Source organism: Bradyrhizobium sp. ORS 278, assembly GCF_000026145.1.
Taxonomy (GTDB): Bacteria; Pseudomonadota; Alphaproteobacteria; order Rhizobiales; family Xanthobacteraceae; genus Bradyrhizobium.
The window spans coordinates 3,602,265-3,625,934 of the sequence record NC_009445.1 but is presented as its reverse complement, the minus strand read 5'-3'; the positions used below and the strand labels follow the sequence as shown (position 1 = coordinate 3,625,934).

At 66.4% G+C, this 23,670-nt stretch carries 30 protein-coding genes; 15 read left to right on the top strand and 15 right to left on the bottom strand.

The window, feature by feature from the left end:
• The 4 genes from BRADO_RS16065 to BRADO_RS16050 all read left to right on the top strand — a co-directional run bounded on the left by BRADO_RS16065 (position 1) and on the right by BRADO_RS16050 (position 2,004).
• A complete protein-coding gene (locus tag BRADO_RS16065) occupies positions 1–198 on the top strand; it encodes a hypothetical protein (RefSeq protein WP_041756584.1) in 198 nt (65 codons plus the stop codon).
• A gap of 128 nt (positions 199–326) precedes the next feature.
• A complete protein-coding gene (locus BRADO_RS16060; RefSeq protein WP_011926377.1) occupies positions 327–536 on the top strand; it encodes a hypothetical protein in 210 nt (69 codons plus the stop codon).
• A gap of 111 nt (positions 537–647) precedes the next feature.
• Positions 648–1,445, top strand: a complete 798-nt coding sequence (locus tag BRADO_RS16055; protein ID WP_011926376.1) for a DUF72 domain-containing protein — start codon at positions 648–650, stop codon at positions 1,443–1,445.
• 25 nt (positions 1,446–1,470) lie between these two features.
• Positions 1,471–2,004: a DUF4142 domain-containing protein gene (locus BRADO_RS16050; protein ID WP_011926375.1), complete on the top strand. Its 534-nt coding sequence runs from the start codon at positions 1,471–1,473 to the stop codon at positions 2,002–2,004.
• 94 nt (positions 2,005–2,098) lie between these two features.
• On the opposite strand, the gene BRADO_RS16045 is transcribed toward BRADO_RS16050, so the two are convergent.
• Positions 2,099–4,174: a methyl-accepting chemotaxis protein gene (locus BRADO_RS16045; RefSeq protein ID WP_011926374.1), complete on the bottom strand. Its 2,076-nt coding sequence runs from the start codon at positions 4,172–4,174 to the stop codon at positions 2,099–2,101.
• Positions 4,175–4,472: 298 nt separating this feature from the next.
• On the opposite strand from BRADO_RS16045, the gene BRADO_RS16040 reads away from it, so the two are divergent.
• From BRADO_RS16040 to BRADO_RS16015, 6 genes are all read left to right on the top strand, one after another.
• A complete protein-coding gene (locus BRADO_RS16040; RefSeq protein WP_011926373.1) occupies positions 4,473–5,210 on the top strand; it encodes a Crp/Fnr family transcriptional regulator in 738 nt (245 codons plus the stop codon).
• Between the two features lie 72 nt (positions 5,211–5,282).
• Positions 5,283–7,346: a sensor histidine kinase gene (locus tag BRADO_RS16035; protein ID WP_041756582.1), complete on the top strand. Its 2,064-nt coding sequence runs from the start codon at positions 5,283–5,285 to the stop codon at positions 7,344–7,346.
• Between the two features lie 511 nt (positions 7,347–7,857).
• The gene (locus tag BRADO_RS16030) at positions 7,858–8,784 is read left to right on the top strand and encodes a hypothetical protein (protein ID WP_011926371.1); all 927 of its coding nucleotides are present in this window, start codon (positions 7,858–7,860) and stop codon (positions 8,782–8,784) included.
• Positions 8,785–8,918: 134 nt separating this feature from the next.
• The gene (locus tag BRADO_RS16025) at positions 8,919–9,125 is read left to right on the top strand and encodes a hypothetical protein (RefSeq protein ID WP_011926370.1); all 207 of its coding nucleotides are present in this window, start codon (positions 8,919–8,921) and stop codon (positions 9,123–9,125) included.
• A gap of 109 nt (positions 9,126–9,234) precedes the next feature.
• Positions 9,235–9,621, top strand: a complete 387-nt coding sequence (locus tag BRADO_RS16020) for a hypothetical protein (protein ID WP_011926369.1) — start codon at positions 9,235–9,237, stop codon at positions 9,619–9,621.
• A gap of 184 nt (positions 9,622–9,805) precedes the next feature.
• A complete protein-coding gene (locus tag BRADO_RS16015) occupies positions 9,806–10,480 on the top strand; it encodes an HAD family hydrolase (protein ID WP_011926368.1) in 675 nt (224 codons plus the stop codon).
• On the opposite strand, the gene BRADO_RS16010 is transcribed toward BRADO_RS16015, so the two are convergent.
• The 4 genes from BRADO_RS16010 to BRADO_RS15995 form a co-directional block, all read right to left on the bottom strand.
• A complete protein-coding gene (locus BRADO_RS16010; RefSeq protein WP_011926367.1) occupies positions 10,477–11,313 on the bottom strand; it encodes an HD domain-containing protein in 837 nt (278 codons plus the stop codon). The genes BRADO_RS16015 and BRADO_RS16010 overlap by 4 nt on opposite strands.
• A 339-nt stretch (positions 11,314–11,652) precedes the next feature.
• Positions 11,653–12,054, bottom strand: coding sequence for a hypothetical protein (locus tag BRADO_RS16005; protein ID WP_011926366.1), 402 nt, complete (start codon positions 12,052–12,054; stop codon positions 11,653–11,655).
• Positions 12,044–12,928, bottom strand: a complete 885-nt coding sequence (locus BRADO_RS16000; RefSeq protein WP_011926365.1) for a hypothetical protein — start codon at positions 12,926–12,928, stop codon at positions 12,044–12,046. Before BRADO_RS16000 ends, BRADO_RS16005 begins: the two co-directional genes overlap by 11 nt.
• A 219-nt stretch (positions 12,929–13,147) precedes the next feature.
• On the bottom strand, positions 13,148–13,330 hold the full coding sequence (locus tag BRADO_RS15995) for a hypothetical protein (RefSeq protein WP_011926364.1): 183 nt from the start codon (positions 13,328–13,330) through the stop codon (positions 13,148–13,150).
• A gap of 221 nt (positions 13,331–13,551) precedes the next feature.
• Here BRADO_RS15995 and BRADO_RS15990 point away from each other — a divergent pair, with 221 nt between their 5' ends.
• From BRADO_RS15990 to BRADO_RS15985, 3 genes are all read left to right on the top strand, one after another.
• Positions 13,552–13,785, top strand: a complete 234-nt coding sequence (locus BRADO_RS15990; RefSeq protein WP_011926363.1) for a hypothetical protein — start codon at positions 13,552–13,554, stop codon at positions 13,783–13,785.
• Positions 13,786–13,799: 14 nt separating this feature from the next.
• A complete protein-coding gene (locus BRADO_RS35430) occupies positions 13,800–13,961 on the top strand; it encodes a hypothetical protein (RefSeq protein ID WP_011926362.1) in 162 nt (53 codons plus the stop codon).
• 110 nt (positions 13,962–14,071) lie between these two features.
• A complete protein-coding gene (locus BRADO_RS15985; protein ID WP_011926361.1) occupies positions 14,072–14,470 on the top strand; it encodes a hypothetical protein in 399 nt (132 codons plus the stop codon).
• A 15-nt stretch (positions 14,471–14,485) separates the two neighbouring features.
• Here the strand turns inward: BRADO_RS15985 and BRADO_RS15980 are convergent, their stop codons facing one another.
• The 4 genes from BRADO_RS15980 to BRADO_RS15965 form a co-directional block, all read right to left on the bottom strand.
• Positions 14,486–15,436: a glyoxylate/hydroxypyruvate reductase A gene (locus BRADO_RS15980; protein WP_011926360.1), complete on the bottom strand. Its 951-nt coding sequence runs from the start codon at positions 15,434–15,436 to the stop codon at positions 14,486–14,488.
• On the bottom strand, positions 15,433–16,731 hold the full coding sequence (locus BRADO_RS15975) for an ArgE/DapE family deacylase (protein WP_011926359.1): 1,299 nt from the start codon (positions 16,729–16,731) through the stop codon (positions 15,433–15,435). Before BRADO_RS15975 ends, BRADO_RS15980 begins: the two co-directional genes overlap by 4 nt.
• A 32-nt stretch (positions 16,732–16,763) precedes the next feature.
• Positions 16,764–18,065 (bottom strand): 4-aminobutyrate--2-oxoglutarate transaminase, encoded by a 1,302-nt coding sequence (gene gabT, locus BRADO_RS15970; RefSeq protein WP_011926358.1) that lies wholly within the window; start codon positions 18,063–18,065, stop codon positions 16,764–16,766.
• A 116-nt stretch (positions 18,066–18,181) separates the two neighbouring features.
• Positions 18,182–19,069 carry a LysR substrate-binding domain-containing protein gene (locus BRADO_RS15965; RefSeq protein WP_011926357.1) on the bottom strand — a complete coding sequence of 296 codons (888 nt, stop codon included), beginning with the start codon at positions 19,067–19,069 and terminating at the stop codon, positions 18,182–18,184.
• 388 nt (positions 19,070–19,457) lie between these two features.
• Between BRADO_RS15965 and BRADO_RS15960 the strand changes: the two genes are divergently transcribed.
• Positions 19,458–19,709 (top strand): hypothetical protein, encoded by a 252-nt coding sequence (locus BRADO_RS15960; protein WP_011926356.1) that lies wholly within the window; start codon positions 19,458–19,460, stop codon positions 19,707–19,709.
• Between the two features lie 53 nt (positions 19,710–19,762).
• Here BRADO_RS15960 and BRADO_RS15955 read toward each other — a convergent pair whose 3' ends face one another.
• Both BRADO_RS15955 and BRADO_RS15950 read right to left on the bottom strand, forming a co-directional pair.
• A complete protein-coding gene (locus BRADO_RS15955; RefSeq protein ID WP_011926355.1) occupies positions 19,763–20,353 on the bottom strand; it encodes an NADPH-dependent FMN reductase in 591 nt (196 codons plus the stop codon).
• Positions 20,354–20,492: 139 nt separating this feature from the next.
• The gene (locus BRADO_RS15950) at positions 20,493–20,771 is read right to left on the bottom strand and encodes a hypothetical protein (RefSeq protein WP_011926354.1); all 279 of its coding nucleotides are present in this window, start codon (positions 20,769–20,771) and stop codon (positions 20,493–20,495) included.
• Positions 20,772–21,088: 317 nt separating this feature from the next.
• Here BRADO_RS15950 and BRADO_RS15945 point away from each other — a divergent pair, with 317 nt between their 5' ends.
• Positions 21,089–21,550, top strand: a complete 462-nt coding sequence (locus BRADO_RS15945) for a hypothetical protein (RefSeq protein ID WP_011926353.1) — start codon at positions 21,089–21,091, stop codon at positions 21,548–21,550.
• A 30-nt stretch (positions 21,551–21,580) separates the two neighbouring features.
• On the opposite strand, the gene BRADO_RS35775 is transcribed toward BRADO_RS15945, so the two are convergent.
• The 4 genes from BRADO_RS35775 to BRADO_RS15935 all read right to left on the bottom strand — a co-directional run bounded on the left by BRADO_RS35775 (position 21,581) and on the right by BRADO_RS15935 (position 23,579).
• The gene (locus tag BRADO_RS35775; protein WP_244423049.1) at positions 21,581–21,904 is read right to left on the bottom strand and encodes an acyl-CoA dehydrogenase family protein; all 324 of its coding nucleotides are present in this window, start codon (positions 21,902–21,904) and stop codon (positions 21,581–21,583) included.
• Positions 21,811–22,365 (bottom strand): acyl-CoA dehydrogenase family protein, encoded by a 555-nt coding sequence (locus tag BRADO_RS35770; protein ID WP_244423068.1) that lies wholly within the window; start codon positions 22,363–22,365, stop codon positions 21,811–21,813. Before BRADO_RS35770 ends, BRADO_RS35775 begins: the two co-directional genes overlap by 94 nt.
• A gap of 90 nt (positions 22,366–22,455) precedes the next feature.
• On the bottom strand, positions 22,456–22,776 hold the full coding sequence (locus BRADO_RS35765; protein ID WP_244423048.1) for an acyl-CoA dehydrogenase family protein: 321 nt from the start codon (positions 22,774–22,776) through the stop codon (positions 22,456–22,458).
• 26 nt (positions 22,777–22,802) lie between these two features.
• Positions 22,803–23,579, bottom strand: coding sequence for an ABC transporter ATP-binding protein (locus BRADO_RS15935; protein ID WP_011926352.1), 777 nt, complete (start codon positions 23,577–23,579; stop codon positions 22,803–22,805).
• Positions 23,580–23,670: the final 91 nt, after the last annotated feature.

Sequence of the window (23,670 nt, the reverse complement as noted above, 5' to 3'; positions counted from 1 at the left end):
ATGGGACTGGCACAATATGCGATCGTCGCGGTCGGCGATCATTACAGCGTGCTGCATGACGGCAATACGCAGGGCGACTACGCCACAAGAGAGGCGGCGTTCGAATCCGCTGTCGCCGCCGCCACGCTCGCGCTCAAACAGGGTCATGAAGTGCATGTCAGCGTTCCGGGAAACGATCCGGACCGATCGAACAACTAATTAGCACGGGTGTCTGCCGTAGAGGCGGCTGGACGCCCTCCAGCGATCGTGATTTGCACGCTAACGTGTGTTAGCGACAGAACAGCGCCGACCTTGCAAGCTCCTGCAGAGGGAACAGGAGTTCATCCATGACCGTCAAGAGGAACCGGCGCAAGCAGATCATCTCGTTTGCCGATCGGCTGCAGCAGGCAGCGACCGCAGCGCGCGAAGCGGCGCGCCTCCTGCCGGCAGGTCCGGAGCGCGAATCGATGCTCAAGAAGGCGATTCAGGCCGAGACCGCCGCGCACATCAACGAGTTGTTGAGTGCGCCGATCATGCAGGCCGCTGCCGACCGATAGCGGTTCGCGTTCACACGACGGCGGCCGCGTCCCGCCGGATAGCTTTTGGAACCCAAAGCCCCGAAGGATGCTTCTCAGTCGAGACAAGAGGTCAGCTGGCGAGGCAGACGGATGGCGCGGGTCGTGGTCGGCACTTCCGGTTGGCACTACGACTCCTGGCGCGGCGCGTTCTTCCCGCCCGGCCTGCTCGTCAAGCATCAGTTGCGCTACTATGCCAGCCAGTTCGAGACCACCGAGCTGAACGGCGTGTTCTACCGGACGCCAAGCGAGGCCGCCGTTCGCAGCTGGCGCGATCAGACCGGCCGTGACTTTGTCTTCGCGTGGAAGGCCTCGAAATTCATCACACATTGGAAGCGCTTGTCGGAACGCTCCGTCAACAGCCTGGAGCTGATGGAAGGGAGGTTGAAGCTGCTCGGTGACAAGGCCGGTCCCGTCCTGTTTCAGCTGCCGCCGCAATTCGAGGCCAATCAGGACAGGCTGGCAAGCTTCCTTCCACTACTGCCCAAACACCGGCGCTACAGTTTCGAGTTCCGCCACCCAAGCTGGTACACGCCCGCCACTATACGTCTGCTGCGCCACGCCAATGTCGCGCTGTGCTTGTCGGACCATCACGACGCCCCCGCGCCCTGGCAACGCACTGCCGATTTCGTCTATGTGCGCAGCCACGGCCCGGATGGGCGCTACCGTGACAACTATCCCGCGGCAACCATGAAGGCGTGGGCCACGCGCATCAGCGCCTGGTCTGCGCGGGGCGTCGATGTGTTCGTCTACTTCGACAACGACCAGAAGAGCGCGGCGCCGGCCGATGCCTTGCAGCTGCGTGCCATGCTCGACGCCGTGCGCCGCCGCTCGCGGCCGTCGTCCCGCCGTGGTGCTGCGGAACAACGTCCAGAGCTTCCGGTTGTGTGATCAACATGACACGAGAGGGACGATTATGAAACGCACGATCATCGCAATCAGCTGCCTGATGCTGGCGGGACCAGCCCTGGCGCAGTCTGTCGGTGAGAAGACTGGCGTCAATTCGGCGCTCGGGATCACGCCGAGCACGGAGGACTTCGTCAAGGAGGTCGCGACCAGCGACATGTTCGAGCTGCAATCGAACAAGCTGGGCGAGGAGAAGGGCAACGCGCAGGAGAAGAGCTTCGCCGCGCAGATGGTGAAGGATCACACCAAGACGTCGAGCGAGCTGAAGAGCATGGTCGGCAGCGGCAAGGTCAAGGCACAGTTGCCGACGACGCTCGACAGCGCGCACCAGAGCAAGCTCGACAAGCTGAAGGGAGCGGATGGCAAGGATTTCAGCGCGGATTTCGACGACATGCAGGTGAGCGCCCACAAGGATGCCGTGTCGCTGTTCGAGCGCTACGCCAAGGGCGGCGACAATCCGGAACTCAAGGACTGGGCCGGAAAGACGCTGCCGGCGCTACAGCATCATCTCGAAATGGCGCAGAACCTCAGCAAGGCGAAATAGGCACGAGCCAGTACCCGTCTTTGACGTGACGAGAGCGCCGGACCTCGAAAGTCCGGCGCTCTCGCGTTCTGAAGATATCGCGTCGGCTCAGCCCCTATGCGGCGCGGACGGAGCCGAGGAAGCGCGACACCTCGCGCTTCAGGCGACTGCTTTCGCCGGCCAGCGACTTCGCTGCGGTCAGCACTTGCGCTGAGGCCTGGCCGGTCGCGCTGGCGCCGCGCTGCACGTCGGTGATGTTCGACGACACCTGCTGCGTGCCATGCGCAGCCTGCTGAATGCTGCGGGAGATCTCCTGCGTCGCCGCGCCCTGCTCTTCCACGGCGGAGGCGACCGTCGAGGCGATCTCCGACATCCGCTCGATCGTCTCGCCAATCTCCCGGATGGCATTGACCGACTCCTGCGTCGCCGCCTGGATGCCGTTGATCTGCTGGCTGATCTCGTCGGTCGCCTTGGCGGTCTGCTCGGCCAGCGCCTTCACCTCCGACGCGACCACGGCGAAGCCGCGCCCGGCCTCTCCCGCGCGCGCGGCCTCGATGGTGGCGTTGAGCGCCAGCAAATTGGTCTGACCTGCAATCGAATTGATGAGCTCGACGACATCGCCGATCCGGCCAGCGGCCTTGGCCAGTTCGCCGACGCGATCATTGGTTCGCTGCGCCTGCTGAACCGCCGCGTTGGCAACTCTCGCGGAGTCCTGCACCTGGCGGCTGATCTCGGTTACCGACGACGACATCTCCTCGGTCGCCGACGCCACCGACTGCACGTTCGTCGAGGCCTCTTCCGATGCGGAAGCGACGGTAATCGCGAGCCGCTCCGACTGCTCAGCGGTCGTGGTGAGCGTTCCCGCCGAGCTCTCCAGCGCGGTCGATGCCGCCGACACGACGTCGACGATTTCGCTGATGATGGTTTCGAACTCGCGGGTGATCGTGTCGACGCGCTGGCCGCGCTGGATCTTGGCTTCCGCCTCGGCCGCAGCCGCACGGTCGGCGGCCTTCTTCGCCACCAGCGCATCCTTGAACACCTGCAGGGAGCCGGCCAGTGTGCCGATCTCGTCCTGCCGGTCACTCGCGGGAATGCTGACCTCGTCGCGGCCGGCGGCGAGCTCACCGACGACCCCGGTCAGCGCCGCCAGCGGAGCGATGACGCGACGGCGAAGCATGAAGGTGACGACACCGAGCATGCCGAGCAGCGCGATCACGGCGCCGCTTCCGATCCCCAGCATCAGGAACGCGTCGTCGCGCGCAGCTTCCGCGCGGCCCTTTGCCTCGGCGATGGCATTGTCGCGAACTGCCAAGAACTTCCCGATCGGCGGCACGACGGTCCCGCCCAGTTGCTCCGGCGTCAACGAATAGCTGGCGTTGGTGCGGGACGCCGCGATCTCCTTTTCGATCAGCCCGGCGGCGTTGTTGAAATAGGCATCCACAGCCTCGGCCATCGCCTGGGCCACCTTGGGAGGGCTGCCCAGCTGGTCGATGCTCGACTCGATCCGCTCGCGGTCGACCTCGATCCGCCCCTGTGCGCGATCGATACCGGACTGTTCCGCGACGCTCAGCGCGCGCTTCGCGCCGAGCGCCGGGGCCAGCATGGCGGCGCGACCGCCTGCAGTGATGCGCAGATCCTGAGTGATGCGTGCGATCGACAGCAAGGGCGTCAGAGAGGCGTCGGCGCTCGCAACACGGTTCTCGAGGCGGTTCAGCAGCGGCTCGATCGTCTTGAGCACATCCGTGAGCCCGGGCAGGAAGCCCTTCATGGTCGACGGGTCCCGCGCGCTCAACGGCAGCTTCACGGCGCGGTCGACCATCGCGCGCACATCGGTGAGCTTCGTCTTCGCGGCATTCAGACCGCTGAGGATGGACTCACCGTCGGAGAGCGTCTCGACCGCCCCCTTCGCCTTGGCAAAGGCGGCCTCTGCCTGCTGCGCCGCCTTGTCGAGAGCCTCCTGCTGAGCTGGCGTGGCCGGTGTATCCTGAAACATTGGCGTCACGAACGGCGCACGTAGTCCGGCAACGGCTTGGCCGGCCAGAAGCACAGCCCCGAACGCGTCGACTGATTTGATCGCTTCCGTCCTGCTCTCGTAGGCGCGGTAGTGCGTCACCAGGACTTCACCCCCGAGCACGCACGCCAGGGCCGTGACTGAGAGCATCGAGACTGCAAAAAGCTGACCGACTCGCATGGAACGTTTCCCTTGGAAAGATCGGGTCAAATTACGCAGCCGAGCCTAAGAGGGTCTTAATTTCGCGCGCCAGTCGAGCTGCAGATCGCCGCAACCCGCATCAGAAGGCTTAGTTCGGCCGCATGAAGCGTAGATCTCATCAGTTTTCGAACGGGTCGCGCAGCGATCCCGGGCACGACACAGCACGGCTGCTTGCGCTGCGTCGGCGCGAGATCGCAAATGATGAGCTTCCGTGCTAACATAAGTTATTGTGGTGGCCCCGTGAGGAACTCCTATAAGCAATTGGGGGAACCGATCCTTGAGTCACTTGGTCCGCAAGCTCGAGAACTTCGTCCGCCTCTCGGCGGCCGACCGTCTGATGCTCAATCGCGCGTCGGCGCAGCGGGTCAGAACCTTTGCACCGCGGACCGACATCGCGCGCGAGGGCGAGAAGCCGAAGGACGTCCACCTGATCCTCAACGGATGGGCCTGCCGCTACAAGCAGCTCGAGGATGGCCGCCGCCAGATCGTGTCATTCTTCCTGCCCGGCGACATCTGCGACCTCAACATCTTCATCCTGCGCGAGATGGACCATTCGATCGGCACCATCACCTCGGTGTCGGTCGCCGACCTGTCGCGCGAGTTCTTCGATGAGATCAGCGCGGGCTATCCGCGCGTCGCGACGGCGTTCTGGTGGGAGACGCTGGTCAATGCCGCGATCCAGCGCGAGTGGACCATGAACCTCGGGCAGCGCACCGCCTCCGAGCGCATGGCGCATCTATTGTGCGAGCTGTTCTTCCGCCTGCGGCTCGCGGGCCTCGCCGACGACCACAGCTGCAGTTTTCCACTGACGCAGGCCGACCTCGCCGAAGCCACGGGACTGTCGAAGGTCCACGTCAACCGCACGCTCCAGGAGCTGCGCGCCAGCAACCTGATCGTGCTGAAGGGTAAGATGCTGGTCCTTCCCGACCTGGATCGCCTCATGAGCGCTGGCCTGTTCAATGCCAATTATCTGCATCTCGACCGTGAAGGTCGCCAGCTCGACGCGAACGAGTGAGAGATTCCTGCGCCGAGGGCATGCGACTTGCGCCAGGCCTGCCGGCTCGGGCATGGTACCGGAGAAACGGCAATGGTCGAACAGCGTATGGGCGAAGGAACGTTCGAACGGGAGATCGTGCAGCGACTCGGGCTGATGCCCAATCTGTTCCGTCCGCCGCCTGCGGCGCCGGAGGCGACGCGACAGCTGTGGCAGCTCGCGACCTGCGCCTATCTCGACGCCCCGTTGCCGGCGCTATTCAAGGAGCGGCTCGCCGTCCATCTCTCGCGCCTCGCCTGCTCCGCCTATTGCCTGGCGCGGCATTTCGGCTTCCTGATCGGGCTTGGCCGTCCCGCGGGCGATCCAACGTGCCCTCCGGAGACGATCGACGAGGCACGGCAGCTGCTGTCGCTGCCGCTCGCCGATCCTGATCACGTCGCCGCGGCGCTCGACCGGCTCGAGGCGGTGCAGACGCCGCGCGCGATCCCGGAGCCGCGCAGCGAGAGCGAAGCCGATTTGTTTGCTGCGGCCGCAGCGCTGTTTCAGCCGAATGCCGCCGCCGCCCGCGCACGGCTAGCGATCCGTCACGCCTTCGGCGACACGACGTTCGAGCTGCTCGCGGGCTTCCTGGCGTATCTGCGCATGGCGCATTTCTGGGCCGAGGCGCATCCCGAGCTCCCGATGGATTCCGATCTGCGCATGCTGATGCAAGCGGATCCCGAGCTCGCCGCGCTGCTGAGCTGCCGTGAGCCGGTCCCTCTTGTCCCCGCGATGGCCACGGCTTCCAGCAGCGGCGCGAGCGCGCATCGGCTGGGCCGCCTGCTGGAGATCGACTCGGTCGGCGTGCTGTTCTTTGATCATGCCGAGGGCACCCTGCTCGACGCCAACGATGCCTTCCTCGATATGACAGGTTATTCGCGCGAGGAGGTGCGCAGCCGTCGGCTCACATGGCAGAGCCTAACGCCGCCGGAATGGGTTGAGGCCTCGACCTCGCAGATCTCGCATCTGAAGCGCACAGGACGGATCGGTCCCTATGAGAAGGAATACTTCCGCAAGAACGGAGAGCGCGCCTGGATGATGTTCGCCGGCCGCGACCTCGGCGACGGCACGCTAGTCGAGCTGGCGATGAATATCGACGACCGCAAGCGGACCGAAGCCGCGCTGCGCGACAGCGAAGCGCGATTCCGCCAGTTCGGCGAGGCCTCGTCCGACGTGCTGTGGATCCGCAATTCCTGCACCATGCATTGGGAATATCTCAGCCCCGCATTCGAGACGATCTACGGCGTGCCGCGCACCGCCGTCATGCAGGGCGATCATCTCACGCCGTGGATCGAGCTGATGGTGCCGGAGGATCGCGCGCGGGCTCTCGAGGGTCTCGAGCGCGCCCGGCGGGGCGAGCGCGACAGCTTCGATTTCCGCATCGTCAGGCAGACCGACGGCGCACAGCGCTGGCTGCGCATCCGGAGTTTTCCGATGGTCGACGACTCAGGGCAGGTGCAGCGCATCGGCGGCATCACGCAGGACATCACGGCGCTGATCGAGGCGGCAGATCATCAGAAATTCCTGCTCGCCGAGTTGCAGCACCGGGTGCGCAACATGCTTGCGGTGATCCGCTCCATCATCCGGCGCACCGGTGAATCCAGCGAGAGCGCCGAGGATTTCGCGAGCCACCTCGAGGGCCGCATCGCCGCGCTGTCGCGCATCCAGGCCGTCGTCACGCGGGATCCGCTCGCCGGCTTCGATCTGACCGAGCTGATTGCCGACGAGCTGCGCGCCGGCGCCGCGCGCGAGGATCGGCAGTACTCGCTGTCCGGGCCCGCGGTGCGGATCAAGGCGAAGGCGGCCGAGAGCATCGGTCTTGCGATGCATGAGCTCGCCACCAACGCGCTGAAGTTCGGGGCTCTGACAGTCCCGCGCGGATTCATCGATATCGCGTGGCGCTTGGACGAGCGCGACGCGGTCCGCTGGCTCGTGATCGACTGGATCGAGACCGGCCTGTCCGGCCGCGTCATCGGCCCGAGCCGACATGGCTTCGGCACCGTCCTGCTCGAGCAGATGCTGCCTTATGAGGTCGGCGCGCGAGTTATCCGCCGCTTCGAGCCGAGCGGGCTCCGTTGCGAGATCCGGCTGCCGGCCGACGATATCCTCAAGAACTGAGCGATCGGCAAAAATGGCAGAGTCCGCCAAATACCATCCGGCATAGCCTTCGCCGTTGGTTCAGAGTATGCTCGCGCCTGTGATCAACCTCACGGCCGCGCGCATGACTGCCATGCCTTTGCCTTGGTTTGGCCCGATATGGCAGAGACTGCGAAGGACGCAAAGGAATCGCCAAGTCGCGGCGCCACGGAACGATGATGGGACGTTCCTCAGCAGCGCGGTCGAGGCCAAAAATAGTTCAAGAAAGAACCGTTCACGACCAACATCGTGCACATACGTAACGTATGAGCACGCGGGACTACCGGTATCCAGGTTCTGTACAGGAGCGGCCTCAAGACGTCAGCTGTCGGCGGTTCTGACCGCCGCGTGAGTGCCAGAGACGCTGCTGCCTCGACGGGCTTCCGCTGCGGGACGTTGGTACGATTTGTGTACGACGACGCGTAGGTAGGAGACATCGAGACAGAGCCGAGCGCCGCCGGAGAGGTGGACGACAACGGAGGACGGAGCGTCAATGCTTGCAACGACGACGACGAAAGACGGCGATCAGCAGCCCCATTCCGTGATCGACCCGGAGGTCGTGCTGGCCGCCCGTGCCGACCGGCCGGGTTCCGATGCCGATCGGCGCAGCCCGCAGCGGCCGCCCGAAATCCCCTCGCCCAAGATCGATCCCAGAATCGACGCGAAGATCGATCCGGAGTTCCGAACCCAGGCGACCGCCGGCGCGGGCATCGCTGCCATTGAGGAAAGGCGGACCACGATCGGCACCTGGGTGGTGCGCACCGTCCTCGCGGTCCTGTTCGCGGTCGGCAGCGCGGTGGCCGCTGCCGCCTGGCAGAGTTATGGCGATCAGGCGCAGGAGGTTATCGCGCGTTGGATGCCGCGGATTTCGCTGGCGTCGAATGCCGACAGAGACACCGCGCAGCCATCGGCCAGCGTCTCGAATCAAGAGACGGCCGCTGCGGCAGCCGCGCCGGCGCAGGAGCCGGCGACCGGCGCAATCGGTGCGACCGCCTTGCAGGAGCAGGCGCAGCTGCTGCAATCGATGGCCCACGACCTCGCCGCGCTGAACCAGCAGATCACCGAGTTGAAGACGAGCCTTGCTCAGCTGAAGTCGGGCCAGGAGCAGATGTCGCGCGAGATGGCGCGTGTGGCGGAAGCCAAGCCGAGCGAAAGGCCGACCGAACGTACGGCCGAGGCGCGGCCGTTCGATCCGCAGGCGATCGGGCAGACGATCAGGCCGCGTCCCGCACCGCCGCGTCCCGCGACGGTCGCAGTGGCGCCCACGCAGCCGGCGGCGGCGGTGCCGCACCGTCCACGCCCACCGGCACCGGCAACGACCGCGATGGTGCCACCGCCCCCGGCGCCAATGGCGCTGCCGTCCGCGCCAGCCGCCGACCCGGACCAGCCGGTCGTACGGCCGCCGATGCCGGTGCGCTGAGCGCGTCAGCAGACGCCGAGGCGCTGCGCATCCGCGCGCCCCGGGCTGATTGACGAAGCCCTCGCTCCACTTGTCCCGGCGCAGCTTTCCGAGCTAAGGAACTGCGCCTGATCAAGTGCCTGTGCGAGGGGTTCATGAGCCTGACCGATCCGACCAGCCTGTCCGCCGCCGAGCTCGCCGACCGCATCGCGATCCTGCGCGACAACATCCGCCAGATCACCGAGCAGGCCGCCTCGCAATCCGGCGCCGCCGACGAGGAACGCAATGCCGACCGCCTTGCCCAGCAGAGCGAAGAGCTCGATGCGCTGCTCAAGGAGCAGGAGCGCCGGCTGAGCAAATAGCCGGACCCGCGACGCGATCAAATCGCGGCGTGTTGCATTGCCCTCATTGTTGATCGCGCTGCAGTCAGACGCTAGCCTTCCCGAAAACAATCGGGAGGTGGACTTGCGTATGGGTTTGAGATTGACCATTGCGGCCGTGCTGACGGCCGCCGCCGTTGCGCCGGTCAGCGCCGAACCGCGCCACGTCTATACGACCATGGTGCTGGAGGCCTTTGCCACCAAGGTCGAATGCCCCGGGATCGATGTCGTCTATCAGGACCTGGTCAAGAAGGCGCAGGACATGCAGATGCCTGACGGCACCACGGAGAAGGTGCGCCAGGCGATCGCCTACATGCACACCGGCGGCAAGATGGGCCAGAAGCAGGACGATGATCTAATGGCCGAGGTCGCGGTTGCCACCCAGGCGATCGACATGGATCAGCGTCGACTCGGCATGACCAACTGGTGCGAGGAGCACAAGAAGACGCTCGCCGGCTTCATCCGTCCCAAAGGCTGAAGTTCCAAAGGCTGAGGTCTCGAAGCACTCAAGCCGAGGCAGAGCTGACCGGCGGCCGCGTCCAGCGTGACCGCCGGCGCCAAATCGGCTTGCAAAGCGGGCTCCAGCGGGCGCAACACGATCGGCAATGGAACTCCGGGCATCATGGCCGCTTGGCTTCGTGTCATTACCGCGGAGCTGAACCATGCGCATCGAGACCGCCTTTCTGTTCGACCTCGACGGCACGCTGGTCGACAGCGTCTATCAGCATGTGCTGGCGTGGAAGACCGCGCTCGATGCTGAAAGCATCGAGCTGTCGGTCTGGCGCATCCATCGCAAAATCGGCATGAGCGGCGGGCTGTTCACCAACCAGCTGCTGCGCGAGACGGGCTTTGCGATGGACCCCGACCGGGTCGACCGGCTCCGGCAGGCGCACGCCGCGGCCTATCAGGATCTCGGACGACAGGTCCGGCCCTTGCCCGGCGCTCGCGAACTGCTCGCCTTCCTCACCGAGTCCGGCATCCCCTGGGCGATCGCAACCAGCGGTCGGATGGAGACCGCCGCCGTGAATCTCGCTGCTCTCGGCGTCGATCCCAAGCAGAGCCCGGTCGTGACCCGCGACGAGGTCCGTTATGCCAAGCCTGATCCCGACCTGTTCCTGGCCGCCGCTGCGCGCCTGGACGTGCCGATCGAGCGGACGGTCGTGGTCGGCGACAGCATCTGGGACATGCTCGCAGCCACGCGCTGCCGCGCGCTCGGCGTCGGCCTGTTGAGCGGCGGCTATGGCTCGGAGGAGCTGCGCCAGTCCGGCGCCATTCGTGTCTATGAGGATCCGGCCGATCTGCTGGCGCATATCGACGAGGTCGGCGGGCGGCGCTAGCTCTGCGGCCCCGACAACGAGATGTCGCGTTCGGCGCGAAAGACGTTTGCATAGAGATTCGCAATCCACTGCCGCCCCGTCGAGGTCATGTTGAGATAGCGGATCTCGGTCTGGATATGCGGCGCGACGCTATTCCAATAGAACTGCGGATAACGGTTGACGATGTCGGCCGGCGATTCGTAGCCGAGCTGCCGGTTGATGCCGACCTCCTCGAACTCGTGATACAGCGCGTTCGCCTTGCGGATGTAGTTGGGATCGCCGAGCTGTCCGATCAGATCGGCGGCGCGCACGATCGACTGCTCCTCGTCGAACTGCTGGCCGGCAAGCGGCGGAAAGCGCGTGCCCTCGATCGCCCGGGCGATGCGGTCCTTGTCGAGCGGCGCCATGCCCTCGATGCGATTGATGACATACAGCTTGGAGCGATCGACGTGATACTGCATGAGGCTCGCATCCGAGGAGCCGCGCGGCAGGCAAACCTTGCGGCCGCTGCCATCGATGACGAAACCGTCGCTGTCGTCCTCCTTGAACAGTCCCCTGACATAGCCGATGTCATGCAGCAGACAGGCCATGATCACATGGACGTAATCCTCCGCCGTGATGTGGCTGTGCAGCGCGCGACCGCGAAGTATTTCATGACCCGCAAGTGTGACGAGCAATGTATGCTCGACATTGTGATACAGGGCGTCGCTGTTGCCGATGCATTCGAGCGCGACGCGCGCAGCTGCCGGGAGCATCTCCGACAGCTGCGTATGGGACGATCCGAACCGCCGGCGCATGTAGGAGCTGAGGAAACGTTCCAACGCCGCTGCAGCGAGTTCTGGTAAGGTCATCATGCTGCCGCCCCGCCTCAGACAGCTCAAGACACAATGCTAAAAATCACGAGCAGGCAAACACAGATCAGGAAGAGAGATCGTTGGAAGGAACCGCGTAGGACAGGCACCGCTTAGGATAGGCTCGAGGTCGACGTGAGCGATCGAGTCCGACCGGCGGACAGACCACCTCTGTCATGCAGCATAGCGCAGGTTGCAGGGGACGGCCACTGCCGGATATGGACGCCCGGTAAACTGCGGACGGCGCGGCGGCCATCACACAGCTCGTCACACATGTCGGCTGCGCTTCGATCATGCGGCCGCGATACGAGGCTGCCCTGCGATCGGCGGTCTGGACGCGCTCTATCGCCCTCGGACGGGAAGCGGCGGGCGCGGCGGCCGCGGCTCAATCCGTTGCGATCGACGCGCCCCGTCGACCTTGCGTCCGCCCACGCCTGCCGGTGTATCGACCGACTGCAGGTAGGTGCTCAGCGCCGACGCCGAGTCCGCGCTGCTCGTGTAGTGCTGCTGCAGGAACAGATAGAGCGTCAGGCGGAAGCGCCCCTTGGCGAGGCCGCGCGCCGACCGGTGACAGGTGGTGCAACTGTCGGCAAACAGCCGAGCACCCGATTTTCCGGCGTCGAGGTTTTCCGCAGCCGCGCCGCCGGCGCCCGTGAGCAGGAGCATCAGCGCGCATCCGAGTCGCGCGGCCCGCACCCGGCAGCGCGGATGCGCGTCAGCCCGCCCGCCCCTGTCAGGCGACATCGGCCCGCTGTGTCTCCTCGGCCGGCGCGCCCAGCGCATCGAGATCGATCAGCGCCGGGTCGTCCGCCAAGGGCTCGCTCTGCTGCGGACCGCTGCCATGAACATGCATCAGCGTCTGCACGCGCCGCGCGTTGAGATAATCGACATGCTGGTGAGCCAGCGCGAGCGGCAGCAGCGCCTTGGGCAGCGCCGTCATCGTGAAAGCCGCGACGCGCTTCACCGCCTCGCCCTCGCGCCAGGTCAGCGGGTTGAGCGTGTAGATCATCTGACGGTCGGTCTCGGGAGGCGGCAGCTGCCTGAGTTCCGGCGCGCTCAGCAGAGCCACGTTGATGTTGCCGGCGCGGGTGCGCGTCGCGGCGGCGCGCAGCTCCCAGCAGATCAGCTCGGCGGCGGACAGCACCTCGCGCCGGATATCATCGACATCGGCGGCGAAACGGCTGGCTTCGGTCAGCGCCGCGCGGCCACGCGTGACCGCGTCCACCAGCGCAGCCGCGCCGATCTCGAAACGCGGAACGGCCTGCTCGATCGCCGAGGCCACCGCCTCGATCTCATTGGCGGCGCGATCGCGGTCGCGCTGCGCGATGGCTTCGGCAAGCGCGCGTTCCGCCAGGATGATCTGCTCGTCGCATTCGCCGACCGCGGCGCGCAGCGCCTTGGCCTTCTGCTCCACCACCTGCATCTTCGATTCGGCGCGGTCGAGCTGGCCGTTGCTGGCACCCGCCTTGGCGAGCCGCTCGGCCGCGATCCGCTTCTCCTCGAAGGCCAGCTCCGCGACACGGAGGCGCTCCGCCAGTCGCTGCCGCGTGGCTTGTTTGTCCTTCAGCGCGCGCTCGAAGATTTCGACCGGGCTCAGCTCACGCTTGAAAAAGACCATGGCAATATCCCTGGACGGCGGTCGCGCCGACGACGTTGGTCAACGGCGAATCCGCTGCCGAATCATTGCCCGAATCTTGCGGGCAAATTGGGTCGGAAACCAGGATGAGAATGCGGCGACGCCCTCTTGACGCTGCCGAACTGGCGCTGAGCACGCGATGCAGAGTCGTGCCGGCACGGGCCGCGGCCAACCAGGAATTCCGAAAAAAAGAACTTATGATCAGCTTTGATGCGGTCCGCGCATGATCTTCATCGCCTCCGCGATGTGACGCCATTCGCGCGCCTCATCGATCTCACCACCCGTCTCGCATTGCTGCGCCTTCTGCGCGGCCTTGGCGATGGCCGCGGCTCCGTGCATCTCGAGCATCTGGCGCGCAACGGCATGAATCTGGATTTCCGACATCATGCGTGGTGCTCCTGCCGCACTGGAATCCGCCCTTAACCACCGCGGCGATAATGAGTTCCAAAATCGTTCCTGCTGTGTGATTGCGGTCACGGCGGATGCGGTTCCAAAAGGCCACACTGCGCCCGTAATTTACCTTACGTGCTCAATCGCAATTCCACGCGGTCGCCTGCGCTGTTACTGGTGTGCCAGATTCTTCGATGGTGGCTGAGGAGCGTTGCATGACGCAGGTCTTCTTTCATTGCTCCAACGACGACGAGATCCTGATCGATCGGCGTGGAACCTCCGTCTGCGATCTCTCAGAAGCCCGCGATCACGCGACGCGCGTGATGCATGCGCTGATCTCGGCCGAGACCGAGGAGGACTGGCGCGACTGGGTCCTGCATGTCGCCGACGATCTCGACGAGGAGATCTTCGCCGTGCCGTTCTCGTCCGTCCTCGGCCCCATGCACTAAGGTCGAGGCTGACGATGTTCGCTTCCGGAACCCGCCGTCTGGCTGCCCTGCGCAATCGCTGGAAGAGCTTCCTCGCGCTGGTCAGCGATCCCTATCGCCCCGAGCGCTACTACATGCGCGGGCCCGGACCGAAATGGCGCGCCAAGTACGGATCCCGCCGAGTCACTCAGGGCTGACGCAGCGTTCTCGCGCGCGGCATCGCGGCACACCCTTGTCGTCGCCGCCCGCATTCTTCTCGCCACATTTGTCGGTCATTTCGGCAGCGGTGAGACGGAGGGGACACTGCATGACCAGAATGTTGGCCATATCGGCGCTTGCTGTCGCGCTGGTGACATCGGGTGTGATGTCATCGCATGCGCAGGCTGACGAACATCGCGGCGGCGACGCTGCGCTGGGGGCGCTCTCGGGCGCGGTCGTGTTCGGCCCCGTCGGCGCTGTCGCGGGCGCGGTCGTCGGCTACACCGCGGGTCCGTCCATCGCGCGCTCCTGGGGCTTCCGCCGCTCGCGTACAGCGCGTTCACAGCAGGTCCGGCGCCCCGCGCGCGACAGCCAGGCCGCGATGATCGACCAGACGCAGCCGCCCCAAGCACCGTCGCGCATTGCGCCTTCCCAGCCCAGGACCGCCACCGCGGCTCGGCCGACACCGCGGGGCCCGGTCGCTCCTCCGGTCCAGACGCTCGAGTGAGACCGCGCTCGGCTCTCAGTAGCCGCGGGCGCGGTCGACCACGTTCAACAGCGGCTGGCCGCTCAGCAGCCGCCGCGCGTTCTCGGCGACCTGCAGCGTGATGGCCTCCCAGGATGCGATCGCCGCCATGTGCGGCGTCACGAGCACGCCGGGCTCACGCCACAGCGGATGCTCCGCTGGCAGCGGCTCCCGCTCGAACACGTCGAGCACGGCGCCGCGCAAATGGCCGCTGCGAAGCAGTGCGACCAGATCATCCATCACGACGTGCTCGCCGCGGCTGCACAGGATCAGCGCGGCGCCCTTGGGCAGGCGGCTCAGCCGGGCCGTATTCAGAAGCCCCAAGGTCGAGGGCGTCAGCGGCAGCAGCGAGACAAGAATATCGGTCTCGCTCAGGAATGCGTCGAGCGCAGCTGCGCCGCTGAACGTCCTTACGCCAGCGAACTGCTTCGGCGAGCGCGACCAGGCGCTCACCGTGAAGCCAAGCTCCGCGAGACGGCGCGCGGCGTCGGTGCCGAGCTCGCCAAGTCCGAGAATGCCGACCCTCACGTCCTTTGCCGCGCGCTGGTCATAGCGCTGCCAGCGGCCCTCACGCGCATTGCTGATGACCCGGTCGAAATCGCGGTGGAAATACAGCGCGCCCCACAGCACGAACTCGGTCATGGCCGCGGTGATGCCGGGGTCGACGATCCGGCACAGCGGCACATCGGGCACGGTTGGATCAGACAGGATGTTGTCGACGCCGGCTGCGATCGCATGAATGAGCTTCAGCTTCGGCATCGCCGCCAGCGCGCCGGGCTCCGGCTTCCAGCACACCGCAAGCTCCGCGTCACGCGCGGCGGCCTCCGGCCAGGACGAAACGGTCACGCCAGGCAGTTCGCGCGCGAGCAGCGCCTTCATCGAATCCATCAGCCCGGGACGGCTGAGGAGCGCAACGCTGATCACGCCTTGCATCTGACCTTGGATCATGCCTTGCGCAGCCCGCACCATTGCGCGACGAACATCGCGATCGACAGCGTTGTCTTGCGCACGCTGTCGAGATCGACGCGCTCATCGAACGCGTGCGGCCCGATTCCATAGGGACCGTAGCACAGCGCCGGAATGCCGTAGTCGACCGCGTAGTAACGCGTATCGTTGACGGCCGTGGAGAGCCGCATTTCCAGCGGCTTTTCGAACACGCGCGCATGCACGTCGGCGAGCGCAGCTTCCGCCGCACTGCCCGGCTCGCATACCGCGGGATCGGCCTGGAAACCGCTCCACACCAGCTCGACCGGATTTTCGGACAGGAAACTATCCGTCGCCTGTGCCTTGGCGAGACACTGCTCGATGCCGGCCATTGCCTCTGCCGGCGTCTCCCCCGGCAGCACGCCGATCCGGCAATCGAGATCGCACCAGGCCGGCGTCGAGCTTGCCCAATCCCCGCCCTTGATGATGCCGACGTTGAACTTGATCGGGTTCTTCACCTCGGCAAACCAGGCGTTCGACGTGGCGCGCGCGTTGATTTCGTCGGTATGCTCCTGAAAGCTGCGGATCAGATGCATGGCCGAGAGGATGGCGTTGGTGCCGGTCTCGGCATAGGCGACATGCACCGGCGTGCCGCGCACGCGCAGCCGGAACCAGATCGCGCCGACCTGGGCGCGGGTCAGCGTATGGCCCGTTGGCTCGGGAATGAGGCACGCATCAGCCGTATAGCCGCGCAATAGAGTCGAGAGCGCGCCGTTGCCGGTGCTCTCCTCCTCGGTCACCGTCTCCACATGAATACGCCCATCGGGCACGAAGCCGGCGGCCTTGATCGCGTCCAGCGCGAAGATCATGGCGGAGACGCCAGCCTTCATGTCCTGCGCGCCGCGGCCGATCATCCAGCCTTCGCGTACGACCGCCTCATAAGGCGCATCGCTCCAGAGATCGGTCGGGCCTTCCGGCACGACATCGATGTGCCCCTGCAGGATCAGGCTGCGCCCCTTGCCCGCGCCGTCGAGCGTCGCCACCACCTGTTTCGAGCCGCCGAGCGCGATCGTGTCCATCGGCGCTGCCTTCGGATGGCGCATCAGGTCGACGTCGGCGAGACTGAAGCGGTCGACCGTGTAGCCGCGCGCCTCGAACTCAGTCGCCAGCCAGTCCTGCACCGGCGCTTCCTCGCCGCGCAGGCTGCGGAACTGCACGAGCTGCTGCAGGAAGGCGACCTGCGTCTTGAAGTTGGCATCCACGGCGGCGGCGAGCCGCTCCATCACATCGTTGGGCACGGCCGCCACAGTTTCAGTCACTCTCCAGCCTCCAGCATTCGATCTCGACCGCCTCAGGCGGCCAGACACTTCTCCAGGATCGCGAGCCCTTCGTCCACGATCTCGTTCGACGCGGTCAGCGGCACCAGAATCCGGATGGTGCTCGCGGTTACGCCGCACGACAACAGGATCAGACCATTCTCATGCGCCACGCGGGTCACACGCTTGGTCATCTCCGGGTCCGGCTCATCGCTGCCGCGCTGCTTGAGGATGTCGAATGCAACCATCGCGCCAGGACCGCGGGGCCCGGAAACCGGAACCAGATTGTTGGCGCGGGAAAAGCGCGTGATCGCGGCGCGCAGCCGGTCGCCGATTGTGTTGGCGCGCTCCACCAGCTTCTCCTGCTCGAAGACGTCGAGCACGGCGAGCGCGGCCGCGCAGGCCAGCGGATTGCCGCCATAGGTGCCGCCGAGCCCGCCCGGCTCCGCCGCGTCCATGATCGCCGAGCGGCCGATCACGCCCGACAGCGGCATGCCGCCGGCGAGGCTCTTGGCGACGCAGATCAGGTCGGGCTGCACGTCGTAATGCTCCATCGCAAACATCTTGCCGGTGCGGCCGAATCCGGTCTGCACCTCGTCGGCGATCAGCACGATGCCATTGGCATCGCAGATCCGGCGCAGGCCGCGCATCAGGTCCGGCGGCGCCTGATGGAAGCCGCCTTCGCCCTGGACCGGCTCGATGATGATGGCCGCCACCTGCGAGGCGTCGATGTCGGCCTTGAAGATGAAGTTGATGTAGGAGAGCGTGTCCTCGACCGAGACGTTGCTGCCGGCGACCGGGAATGGCGCGTGCCAGATGCCGGGCAACGGCGGGCCGAACGGCCTCTTGTAGGGCATCACCTTGCCGGTCATCGCATTGGCGAGCGCGGTGCGGCCATGGAAGGCGCCGGTGAACGCGATGATGCCGCTGCGCCCCGTGGCGGCGCGTGCGATCTTGATGGCGTTCTCGGTGGCCTCCGCGCCGGTGGTCAGCAGGATCGACTTGGCGGGACCTGCGACCGGCGCCAGCGCATTCAGCCGCTCGGAGAGCCGAACGTAAGGCTCGTATTGCAGCACCTGAAAGCAGGTGTGGGTGAAACGGTCGAGCTGGGCGCGGATCGCGGCTACGACATGCGGATGGCAATGGCCGGTGTTGAGCACCGCGATGCCGCCGGCGAAGTCGACATAGCGCTTGCCCTCGACGTCCCACACCTCGCTGTTGAGGGCCCGGTCGGCAAACAGCGGCGTCGCGTAGCTCACGCCGCGAACGACGGCCTCGTGTCGACGTGCCAGCAATTGCTGGTTTGCGGCAGGATTGACAGCCTGATCGACGGCCATGGCTCAGCTCCTTCATCGGACAACTGAGCAAGAGGCTAGGCCGAGGGCGGGCGCGATCAATCAGCTTGTTCCACACGACGGGTGACTTGAAGGCACCAGACGGCGGGATGCGGCGCCTACTCCGCCAGCACCTTCTTCAGCCAGGCACGCAGCGCAACGATCGCCGGCTCGTCCCAGCGCTCCTTGAGCGCCACGAGTCGATAGGCGCCCATCTGCACGGACGACGGCATCACCTCGACCAGCGCGCCGCTGCGCATGTCGTCCGCGACCAGCACCTCGTTGGCGAGCGCGACGCCCTGCCCGAAGCGCGCCGCCTCGATGGCGAGATGCGCGTGCCACAGCCTTTGGCCACGCAGGATGACGGGGTCGTGATGGCCGGCCAGTGCGAACCAGCGCTCCCATTGCGCCGTCGATTCCTCGTGGATCAGCGACGCGCGGGCGAGGCCGGCGAAGGTGGCGATCTCCGGGAAGCGCGCCAGATAGGCCGGGCTCGCCACCGGAAACACCCGCGGCCGCACCAGCTCCTCGGCCAGCGTGCCGCTGACCCGCTCCAGATCCTCGGCATAGACGATCTCGGCATCGGCCTCGCCGCGCGCCAGGTCTGGATGCGACAAGGTCGGTTGCAGGTTGATGTCCCAGTTGCGCGGCGGGCCGGTCAGCTCGGGCAGCCGCGCCAGCAGGCGGCGGTTGGCGAGGCCGGGGATGCACCAGATGTTCAACGTTGGCCGTGCCGCGGGCCGAACCGCGGTCGTCGCCCGGGCGATGATGTCGAAGGCCTGGGTGACCTCGGCATGGAACTGCCGGCCGGCCTCGGTCAGCGCAAGGCCCCGCCCCTCGGCGCGGACCAAGGCGACGCCGAGGCTGCGCTGCAGGTTCTGCAGATGACGGGAGACGACGGTATGGCTGACGGCGAGTTCGTCGCCTGCGGCGCGAACGCTGCCCCGGCGCCCGACGGCCTCGAAGGCGCGCAGCGCGATGAGAGAGGGCAATCGAGGTCGCGTCATGCTCGCACAGTGTCCGCCTGCGCGATCCCCTGCCCTCGCCCGCCGGAATGGCGAGCCGCGACGATTCGTCCGTTGCGCGGCTGATGTCGGAGCGCCGGCCACTGTGGCGGCGTCCGTTGCCGGAGGCAGCGATTTCGCCCGGACACGCTGCATCAGGCCATGAGGGCGCTTGCGCGCGTGAGGTCGCTCTTAGCCGCTGCAGCTGCCCGGCGCCAGCCCTCATCCTGCCACACTCGGGGCGACTGCAACCGTCCCGCGTGAACCCGTCAACGCGCCGAGCCCAGCGACAATCGTTCGTTAAGGGTGAGCTCGCAACCCAGACAATTTGCCTCAAAGTTTCCACAATCCGGCTTTGAATCGGAGCGTGCTACGAGCAGGAGAACCCCACATGCGGATCACCCGGGTGATCTTCGTCGGTTCGCTGGCTGCCCTGATCGCGACGGCAGCGCCCGCACTGGCGAAGAATTCTCAGACATCCAAGCCGGACGAGCAGGCCGCCTCGTCGTCCCCGTGCCGGGCCTATCAACAGGATCCCGACGGGACCTGGAAGGAGCTGCCCTGCCTCGGTCAGGGCGCGGCGGCCGCCACGCCGCGGCGGCAGCAGTCGGTCACCAACACGCCGAGCAACGCCGCGCGCTGAACCATTCAGCCGGAGCTCTCGCGTGCTCCGGCTCTTCCTCGCCGGACGAGGTCCTAGTAAGGCGGCGCCTTGCGCGCCCTCTGCTCCCGGCCAGCCTCGGTCCACCACAACAGATCATCGGCGAAGCGCGGGAACGCGCGCGCAAGCGCGTCGCCGGCATCGCCGGTGGGCTTGCCGTCGGCCGACAGCGCCTGCCCGATCGGACCGACCGCGAGCGTGCTCGACACCACCACCATGCCCATCTCCGACAAGGTGCCGTGCCAGGCGGTCGCGGCGCGCGCGCCCGACAGCCGGCCGGCCGAATAGCTCACGATCGCCGCCGGGCGCCAGAACCACTCCTCCAGGAAATGATCGGTGAGGTTCTTCAGCCCGGGCTGCACGCCCCAATTATATTCGCCTGTGACGAACACGAAGCCGTCGGCGGCGCGGATCTTGGCCGCGAGCTCGGCCATCGCGGCCGGCGCCTCGCCAGGTCTGTATTCCTTGTACATGCGGTCGAGCATCGGCAGCCCGACCGTCTTGGCGTCGATCAGTTCGACATCCTGGCCCTTGTCGCGCAATCCGTCGACGACGAACTGGGCGAGCCGGATACCCATCCGGTCGGAGCGGTAGGAGCCGTAGAGGACGAGGATGCGATTGCTCATGGCGGGTCAACTCCTGGCCGAATGATCCGTGCCAGTCTACCATGCCCGCGATGTCATCGAAGAGATCGGCATGGCGCCGCGGGTCGGTGCTGGTGCCGACCGGCGGCGCGTCGTCGAGAACGCTCGGGGCGTGGCAGCGTCAGCGCGTCACGGTCGCCGAGGCCGAGCGCTCGCTCGGCCGGCCGAACACGCTGCGGCAGCCGTCGCTGAGGCTGGCGCGCTGCTTGACCATGCAGGCGATGATGCGGTCGCGATCGGGAATCTCCGACGAGCACAGCCGAAACACGTCGCCGGTACACAGCCGCCGCTGGTCGTCCTCCGTGAAGGCATGGCCCGCGCGGGGGCTGGCGACCATCGCCAATGCGAGCCCCGCCATCGCCACATTCAAGGTCCGCATCCTGAACAGATGAGTTCGCATCAAGGTCCCCAATTCGCCCGCTGATTGTCCGGTTCACCCGCTGCATTTCGCGCTGCCGCGAAGCAGTTGCCGCCGCAGAATCGATGATGACACAGGCCCGCGCGCCTTCAACAAGCGGTCGTCTCACTGCACCACTATTTTGCCGGCTGTTGCATCTGCGACTCCATGGCAGGCTCCGGAACCTGTGAGACGCCGCCAAATTGTCATTAGGCGAACGCAATCTGGCCCAGGCGCGCCCACACTCTCGCGGCGTAGTGACGACGAACCGATGGTGCTTCGGGCCATCGCACCCGGAGTCGATGGTGGGAGTCGAGATCATGGCGTACACGATGATCGCCGAGCGGGAGTCGCAGAAGATCCGCAAGCAGCGTGAAAGCGCGCTGATCGTGATCGCCAATGCGCAGGTGATGGAGGCCGAGGGCTGGAAAGTCGAGATCACCGACGAGGACGGCAACACGCTGCCGCTCGCCGAATTCGAAGCCACCCTCACGCAGAAGTTTGCATCCTGGTACAAGGCGAAGTCGCGGCCGGTCGTGCCGACCACGATCCCCGGACCGAACCTGTTCGCCGAGCCGGCCAATGACGACGCCGCTCCGGAGGCCGTGGTCGCGGCCGCGCTCGAAGCCGAGCAGGCCGAGATGGCAACAGCCGAGGTGCAGGAGATCGCCGAGGACGATTTCGAGACCGCCGAGACCGCCAATGCGGTCCCGGCCGAGGACCTCGACAAGAACCACGAGCACGAGGAGATCGCGCTCGTGGCTGCCGAAATGGCCGACTAACGATCGCTGCGGCCGCGCCGCAGCAGAACGTCACTCCCCGCCTTCGTAGAACAGCTCGAGCGGCAGCCCGACCTGGGCCTTGCCGATCCATTCCCGTGCGATGATGTTCGACGGCCCCATCGCGATCGCCGCGCGGGCGTCGCGGAAGGCGCGTTCGATCGGGCCGCGGTGGTAGCCGTAGCCGCCGGTCACCGTCAGCGCCGTGGACGCCACCTTGTTGGCGACCTCCGCCGCATGCACCTTGAACTCGGTCAGCGGAATCAGGATCTCGCTCTGCGGCTTACCGGCGCGCCAGAGCTCGTCGAGCTTGTGCGCCAGCTCGATGCGCCAGGGGCGCAGGCTCTCAACCAGCACCTTGGCGGCGCCGAGCTCCTGCCGGATCGCCTGATAGTCCGACGGCTCTTGTTGCGGTCCTTGTGCACGAAGCCGGTGGTATGGGCGACCGCCGCATTGAGCACGCCGCGCGCCAGCCCCTCCCAGACCGCGCCAAGGCCGATCAGGTAGACCGGCGAGACGCCGTCATAGATGATCTCCTTGCCCTGCCCTTCGGCGCCGAGCCGGTCGCGCCTGGGCACGTGCACGTTCTTGTAGCTGATGCCGCCGGAATGGTTGGCGCGCACGCCGAGCGCCTCCCAGGGCTTGGATTCGATGCCCTCGGCCTTGCCGTCGACGATGAAGAAGATGATGTCGGCCTGGTCCTTGGCGCCGGGCGTGCGGGTCTGCGCGACGTAGAAATCGGCCTGGCCCGAGCTGGTCGTGAACGACTTGTCGGCATTGAGCCGGTAGTCCTCGCCGTCGCGCGAGGCTTCCGACAGATTGTACCACCAGTGCCCGCCGGTGGCGCGCTCGCTGGTCGAATAGGTCCCGAGCAGCCGGCCATGGTCCGCCTTCAGCCAGCGCTCCTTCTAATCGTCGGTGCCGAACAGATTGATGGTCTGCGCCGCGCCGACATGCATGACATAGACGAGCCCGGTCGAGGCGTCGGCCTGGCCGATGCGGTAGGCGGCCTCGGCAAAGTCGACATGACCAAGCCCGAGCCCGCCGAAGCGCGGCTCGTTCAGCACGCCGGTCCAGCCAGCTTCGGCCAGGGCCAGCAGGTTCTCGCGCGGGAAGCGGCCCTCGCGGTCGTTGCGGTCGGCATTGGCCTTGATCACCTCAGCCACGACGGCATCGAGCTGCGGGTATGGGCCATCGTCGATCTTGCGTGCGGCAGTGCTGGTCGCCATGAACGTCTCCTCTTCTTCTGATCAAGTCAGGCCACAGCCTGGGTGGTCTCGGCCGGCGCGGTGGCGCCGCCGAGATAGAGATGCTTGATGTCCGGACGCTGCCGGAGCTCGCGCGCGGGACCCGCGAGCACGGCGCGGCCGCCTTCGAGTACGATGGCGTGGTCGGCGAAGCGCAGCGCGACGGTGGAGTTCTGCTCGGCCACCAGGATCGACAGCCCCTCCTCCGCATTGAGCCGCTTCAGCGCGCGGAAAATGCTTTCGACGACCAGCGGCGCGAGCCCCATCGACGGCTCGTCGAGCACCAGGAGCCGCGGCCGCGACATCAGCGCCCGCCCGATCGCCGTCATCTGCTGCTCGCCGCCGGAGGTCAGTCCCGCAGCGGAGCGGCGGTGGCGCGTGAGCTGCGGGAACAGCGCGTAGACGCGCTGGAGATCGGCCGTGATCTCGCCGCGCCGCGCATCGCGGCCGATCGCGCCGGTGATCAAATTCTCCTCAACGCTCAGCGAGGCGAAGCAGTGCCGGCCCTCGAGCACCGGCACGAGGCCGGCGCGCACCAGCTGCGCGGCCGACGACGATGACACGTCGCGTCCGTCATAGATGATGCGCCCGCCGGTGATCTGGCCGCGCCGCGCCGGCAGCAGCGCCGAGACCGCCTGCAAGGTCGTCGACTTGCCCGCGCCATTGGCGCCGAGCACCGCGACGATCTCGCCGGTGTGGACCGCGAACGACACGTCGCTGATTGCGCGGATCGCCTGGTCATAGGTCGCCGCGAGATGCTCGACCGACAGCAGCACGTCACTCATGATGAAAGCTCCTGCACTGCGTAGAGTGTCGCCGGGACTTGCCGCGGGAATTGCCCTGCGGCCGTCCTCCGAGATGCACGCCTCCGGCGCG

Excerpts from the sequence above, each read along its gene's own strand:
- BRADO_RS16010 (WP_011926367.1), bottom strand. The coding sequence starts at position 11,313 with ATGATGACCTTACCAGAACTCGCTGCAGCGGCGTTGGAACGTTTCCTC.
- BRADO_RS15945 (WP_011926353.1), top strand. The coding sequence starts at position 21,089 with ATGGCGTACACGATGATCGCCGAGCGGGAGTCGCAGAAGATCCGCAAG.
- BRADO_RS15960 (WP_011926356.1), top strand. The coding sequence starts at position 19,458 with ATGCGGATCACCCGGGTGATCTTCGTCGGTTCGCTGGCTGCCCTGATC.
- BRADO_RS16055 (WP_011926376.1), top strand. The coding sequence starts at position 648 with ATGGCGCGGGTCGTGGTCGGCACTTCCGGTTGGCACTACGACTCCTGG.
- BRADO_RS15965 (WP_011926357.1), bottom strand. The coding sequence starts at position 19,069 with ATGACGCGACCTCGATTGCCCTCTCTCATCGCGCTGCGCGCCTTCGAG.
- BRADO_RS16030 (WP_011926371.1), top strand. The coding sequence starts at position 7,858 with ATGCTTGCAACGACGACGACGAAAGACGGCGATCAGCAGCCCCATTCC.
- BRADO_RS16065 (WP_041756584.1), top strand. The coding sequence starts at position 1 with ATGGGACTGGCACAATATGCGATCGTCGCGGTCGGCGATCATTACAGC.
- BRADO_RS15955 (WP_011926355.1), bottom strand. The coding sequence starts at position 20,353 with ATGAGCAATCGCATCCTCGTCCTCTACGGCTCCTACCGCTCCGACCGG.
- BRADO_RS35430 (WP_011926362.1), top strand. The coding sequence starts at position 13,800 with ATGTTCGCTTCCGGAACCCGCCGTCTGGCTGCCCTGCGCAATCGCTGG.
- BRADO_RS15990 (WP_011926363.1), top strand. The coding sequence starts at position 13,552 with ATGACGCAGGTCTTCTTTCATTGCTCCAACGACGACGAGATCCTGATC.
- BRADO_RS16015 (WP_011926368.1), top strand. The coding sequence starts at position 9,806 with ATGCGCATCGAGACCGCCTTTCTGTTCGACCTCGACGGCACGCTGGTC.
- BRADO_RS35765 (WP_244423048.1), bottom strand. The coding sequence starts at position 22,776 with ATGGCGACCAGCACTGCCGCACGCAAGATCGACGATGGCCCATACCCG.
- BRADO_RS15980 (WP_011926360.1), bottom strand. The coding sequence starts at position 15,436 with ATGATCCAAGGTCAGATGCAAGGCGTGATCAGCGTTGCGCTCCTCAGC.
- BRADO_RS16050 (WP_011926375.1), top strand. The coding sequence starts at position 1,471 with ATGAAACGCACGATCATCGCAATCAGCTGCCTGATGCTGGCGGGACCA.
- BRADO_RS15950 (WP_011926354.1), bottom strand. The coding sequence starts at position 20,771 with ATGCGAACTCATCTGTTCAGGATGCGGACCTTGAATGTGGCGATGGCG.
- BRADO_RS16045 (WP_011926374.1), bottom strand. The coding sequence starts at position 4,174 with ATGCGAGTCGGTCAGCTTTTTGCAGTCTCGATGCTCTCAGTCACGGCC.
- BRADO_RS16020 (WP_011926369.1), top strand. The coding sequence starts at position 9,235 with ATGGGTTTGAGATTGACCATTGCGGCCGTGCTGACGGCCGCCGCCGTT.
- BRADO_RS16060 (WP_011926377.1), top strand. The coding sequence starts at position 327 with ATGACCGTCAAGAGGAACCGGCGCAAGCAGATCATCTCGTTTGCCGAT.
- BRADO_RS16000 (WP_011926365.1), bottom strand. The coding sequence starts at position 12,928 with ATGGTCTTTTTCAAGCGTGAGCTGAGCCCGGTCGAAATCTTCGAGCGC.
- BRADO_RS15985 (WP_011926361.1), top strand. The coding sequence starts at position 14,072 with ATGACCAGAATGTTGGCCATATCGGCGCTTGCTGTCGCGCTGGTGACA.
- BRADO_RS16005 (WP_011926366.1), bottom strand. The coding sequence starts at position 12,054 with ATGTCGCCTGACAGGGGCGGGCGGGCTGACGCGCATCCGCGCTGCCGG.
- BRADO_RS16025 (WP_011926370.1), top strand. The coding sequence starts at position 8,919 with ATGAGCCTGACCGATCCGACCAGCCTGTCCGCCGCCGAGCTCGCCGAC.
- gabT (WP_011926358.1), bottom strand. The coding sequence starts at position 18,065 with ATGGCCGTCGATCAGGCTGTCAATCCTGCCGCAAACCAGCAATTGCTG.
- BRADO_RS15995 (WP_011926364.1), bottom strand. The coding sequence starts at position 13,330 with ATGTCGGAAATCCAGATTCATGCCGTTGCGCGCCAGATGCTCGAGATG.
- BRADO_RS15935 (WP_011926352.1), bottom strand. The coding sequence starts at position 23,579 with ATGAGTGACGTGCTGCTGTCGGTCGAGCATCTCGCGGCGACCTATGAC.
- BRADO_RS16035 (WP_041756582.1), top strand. The coding sequence starts at position 5,283 with ATGGTCGAACAGCGTATGGGCGAAGGAACGTTCGAACGGGAGATCGTG.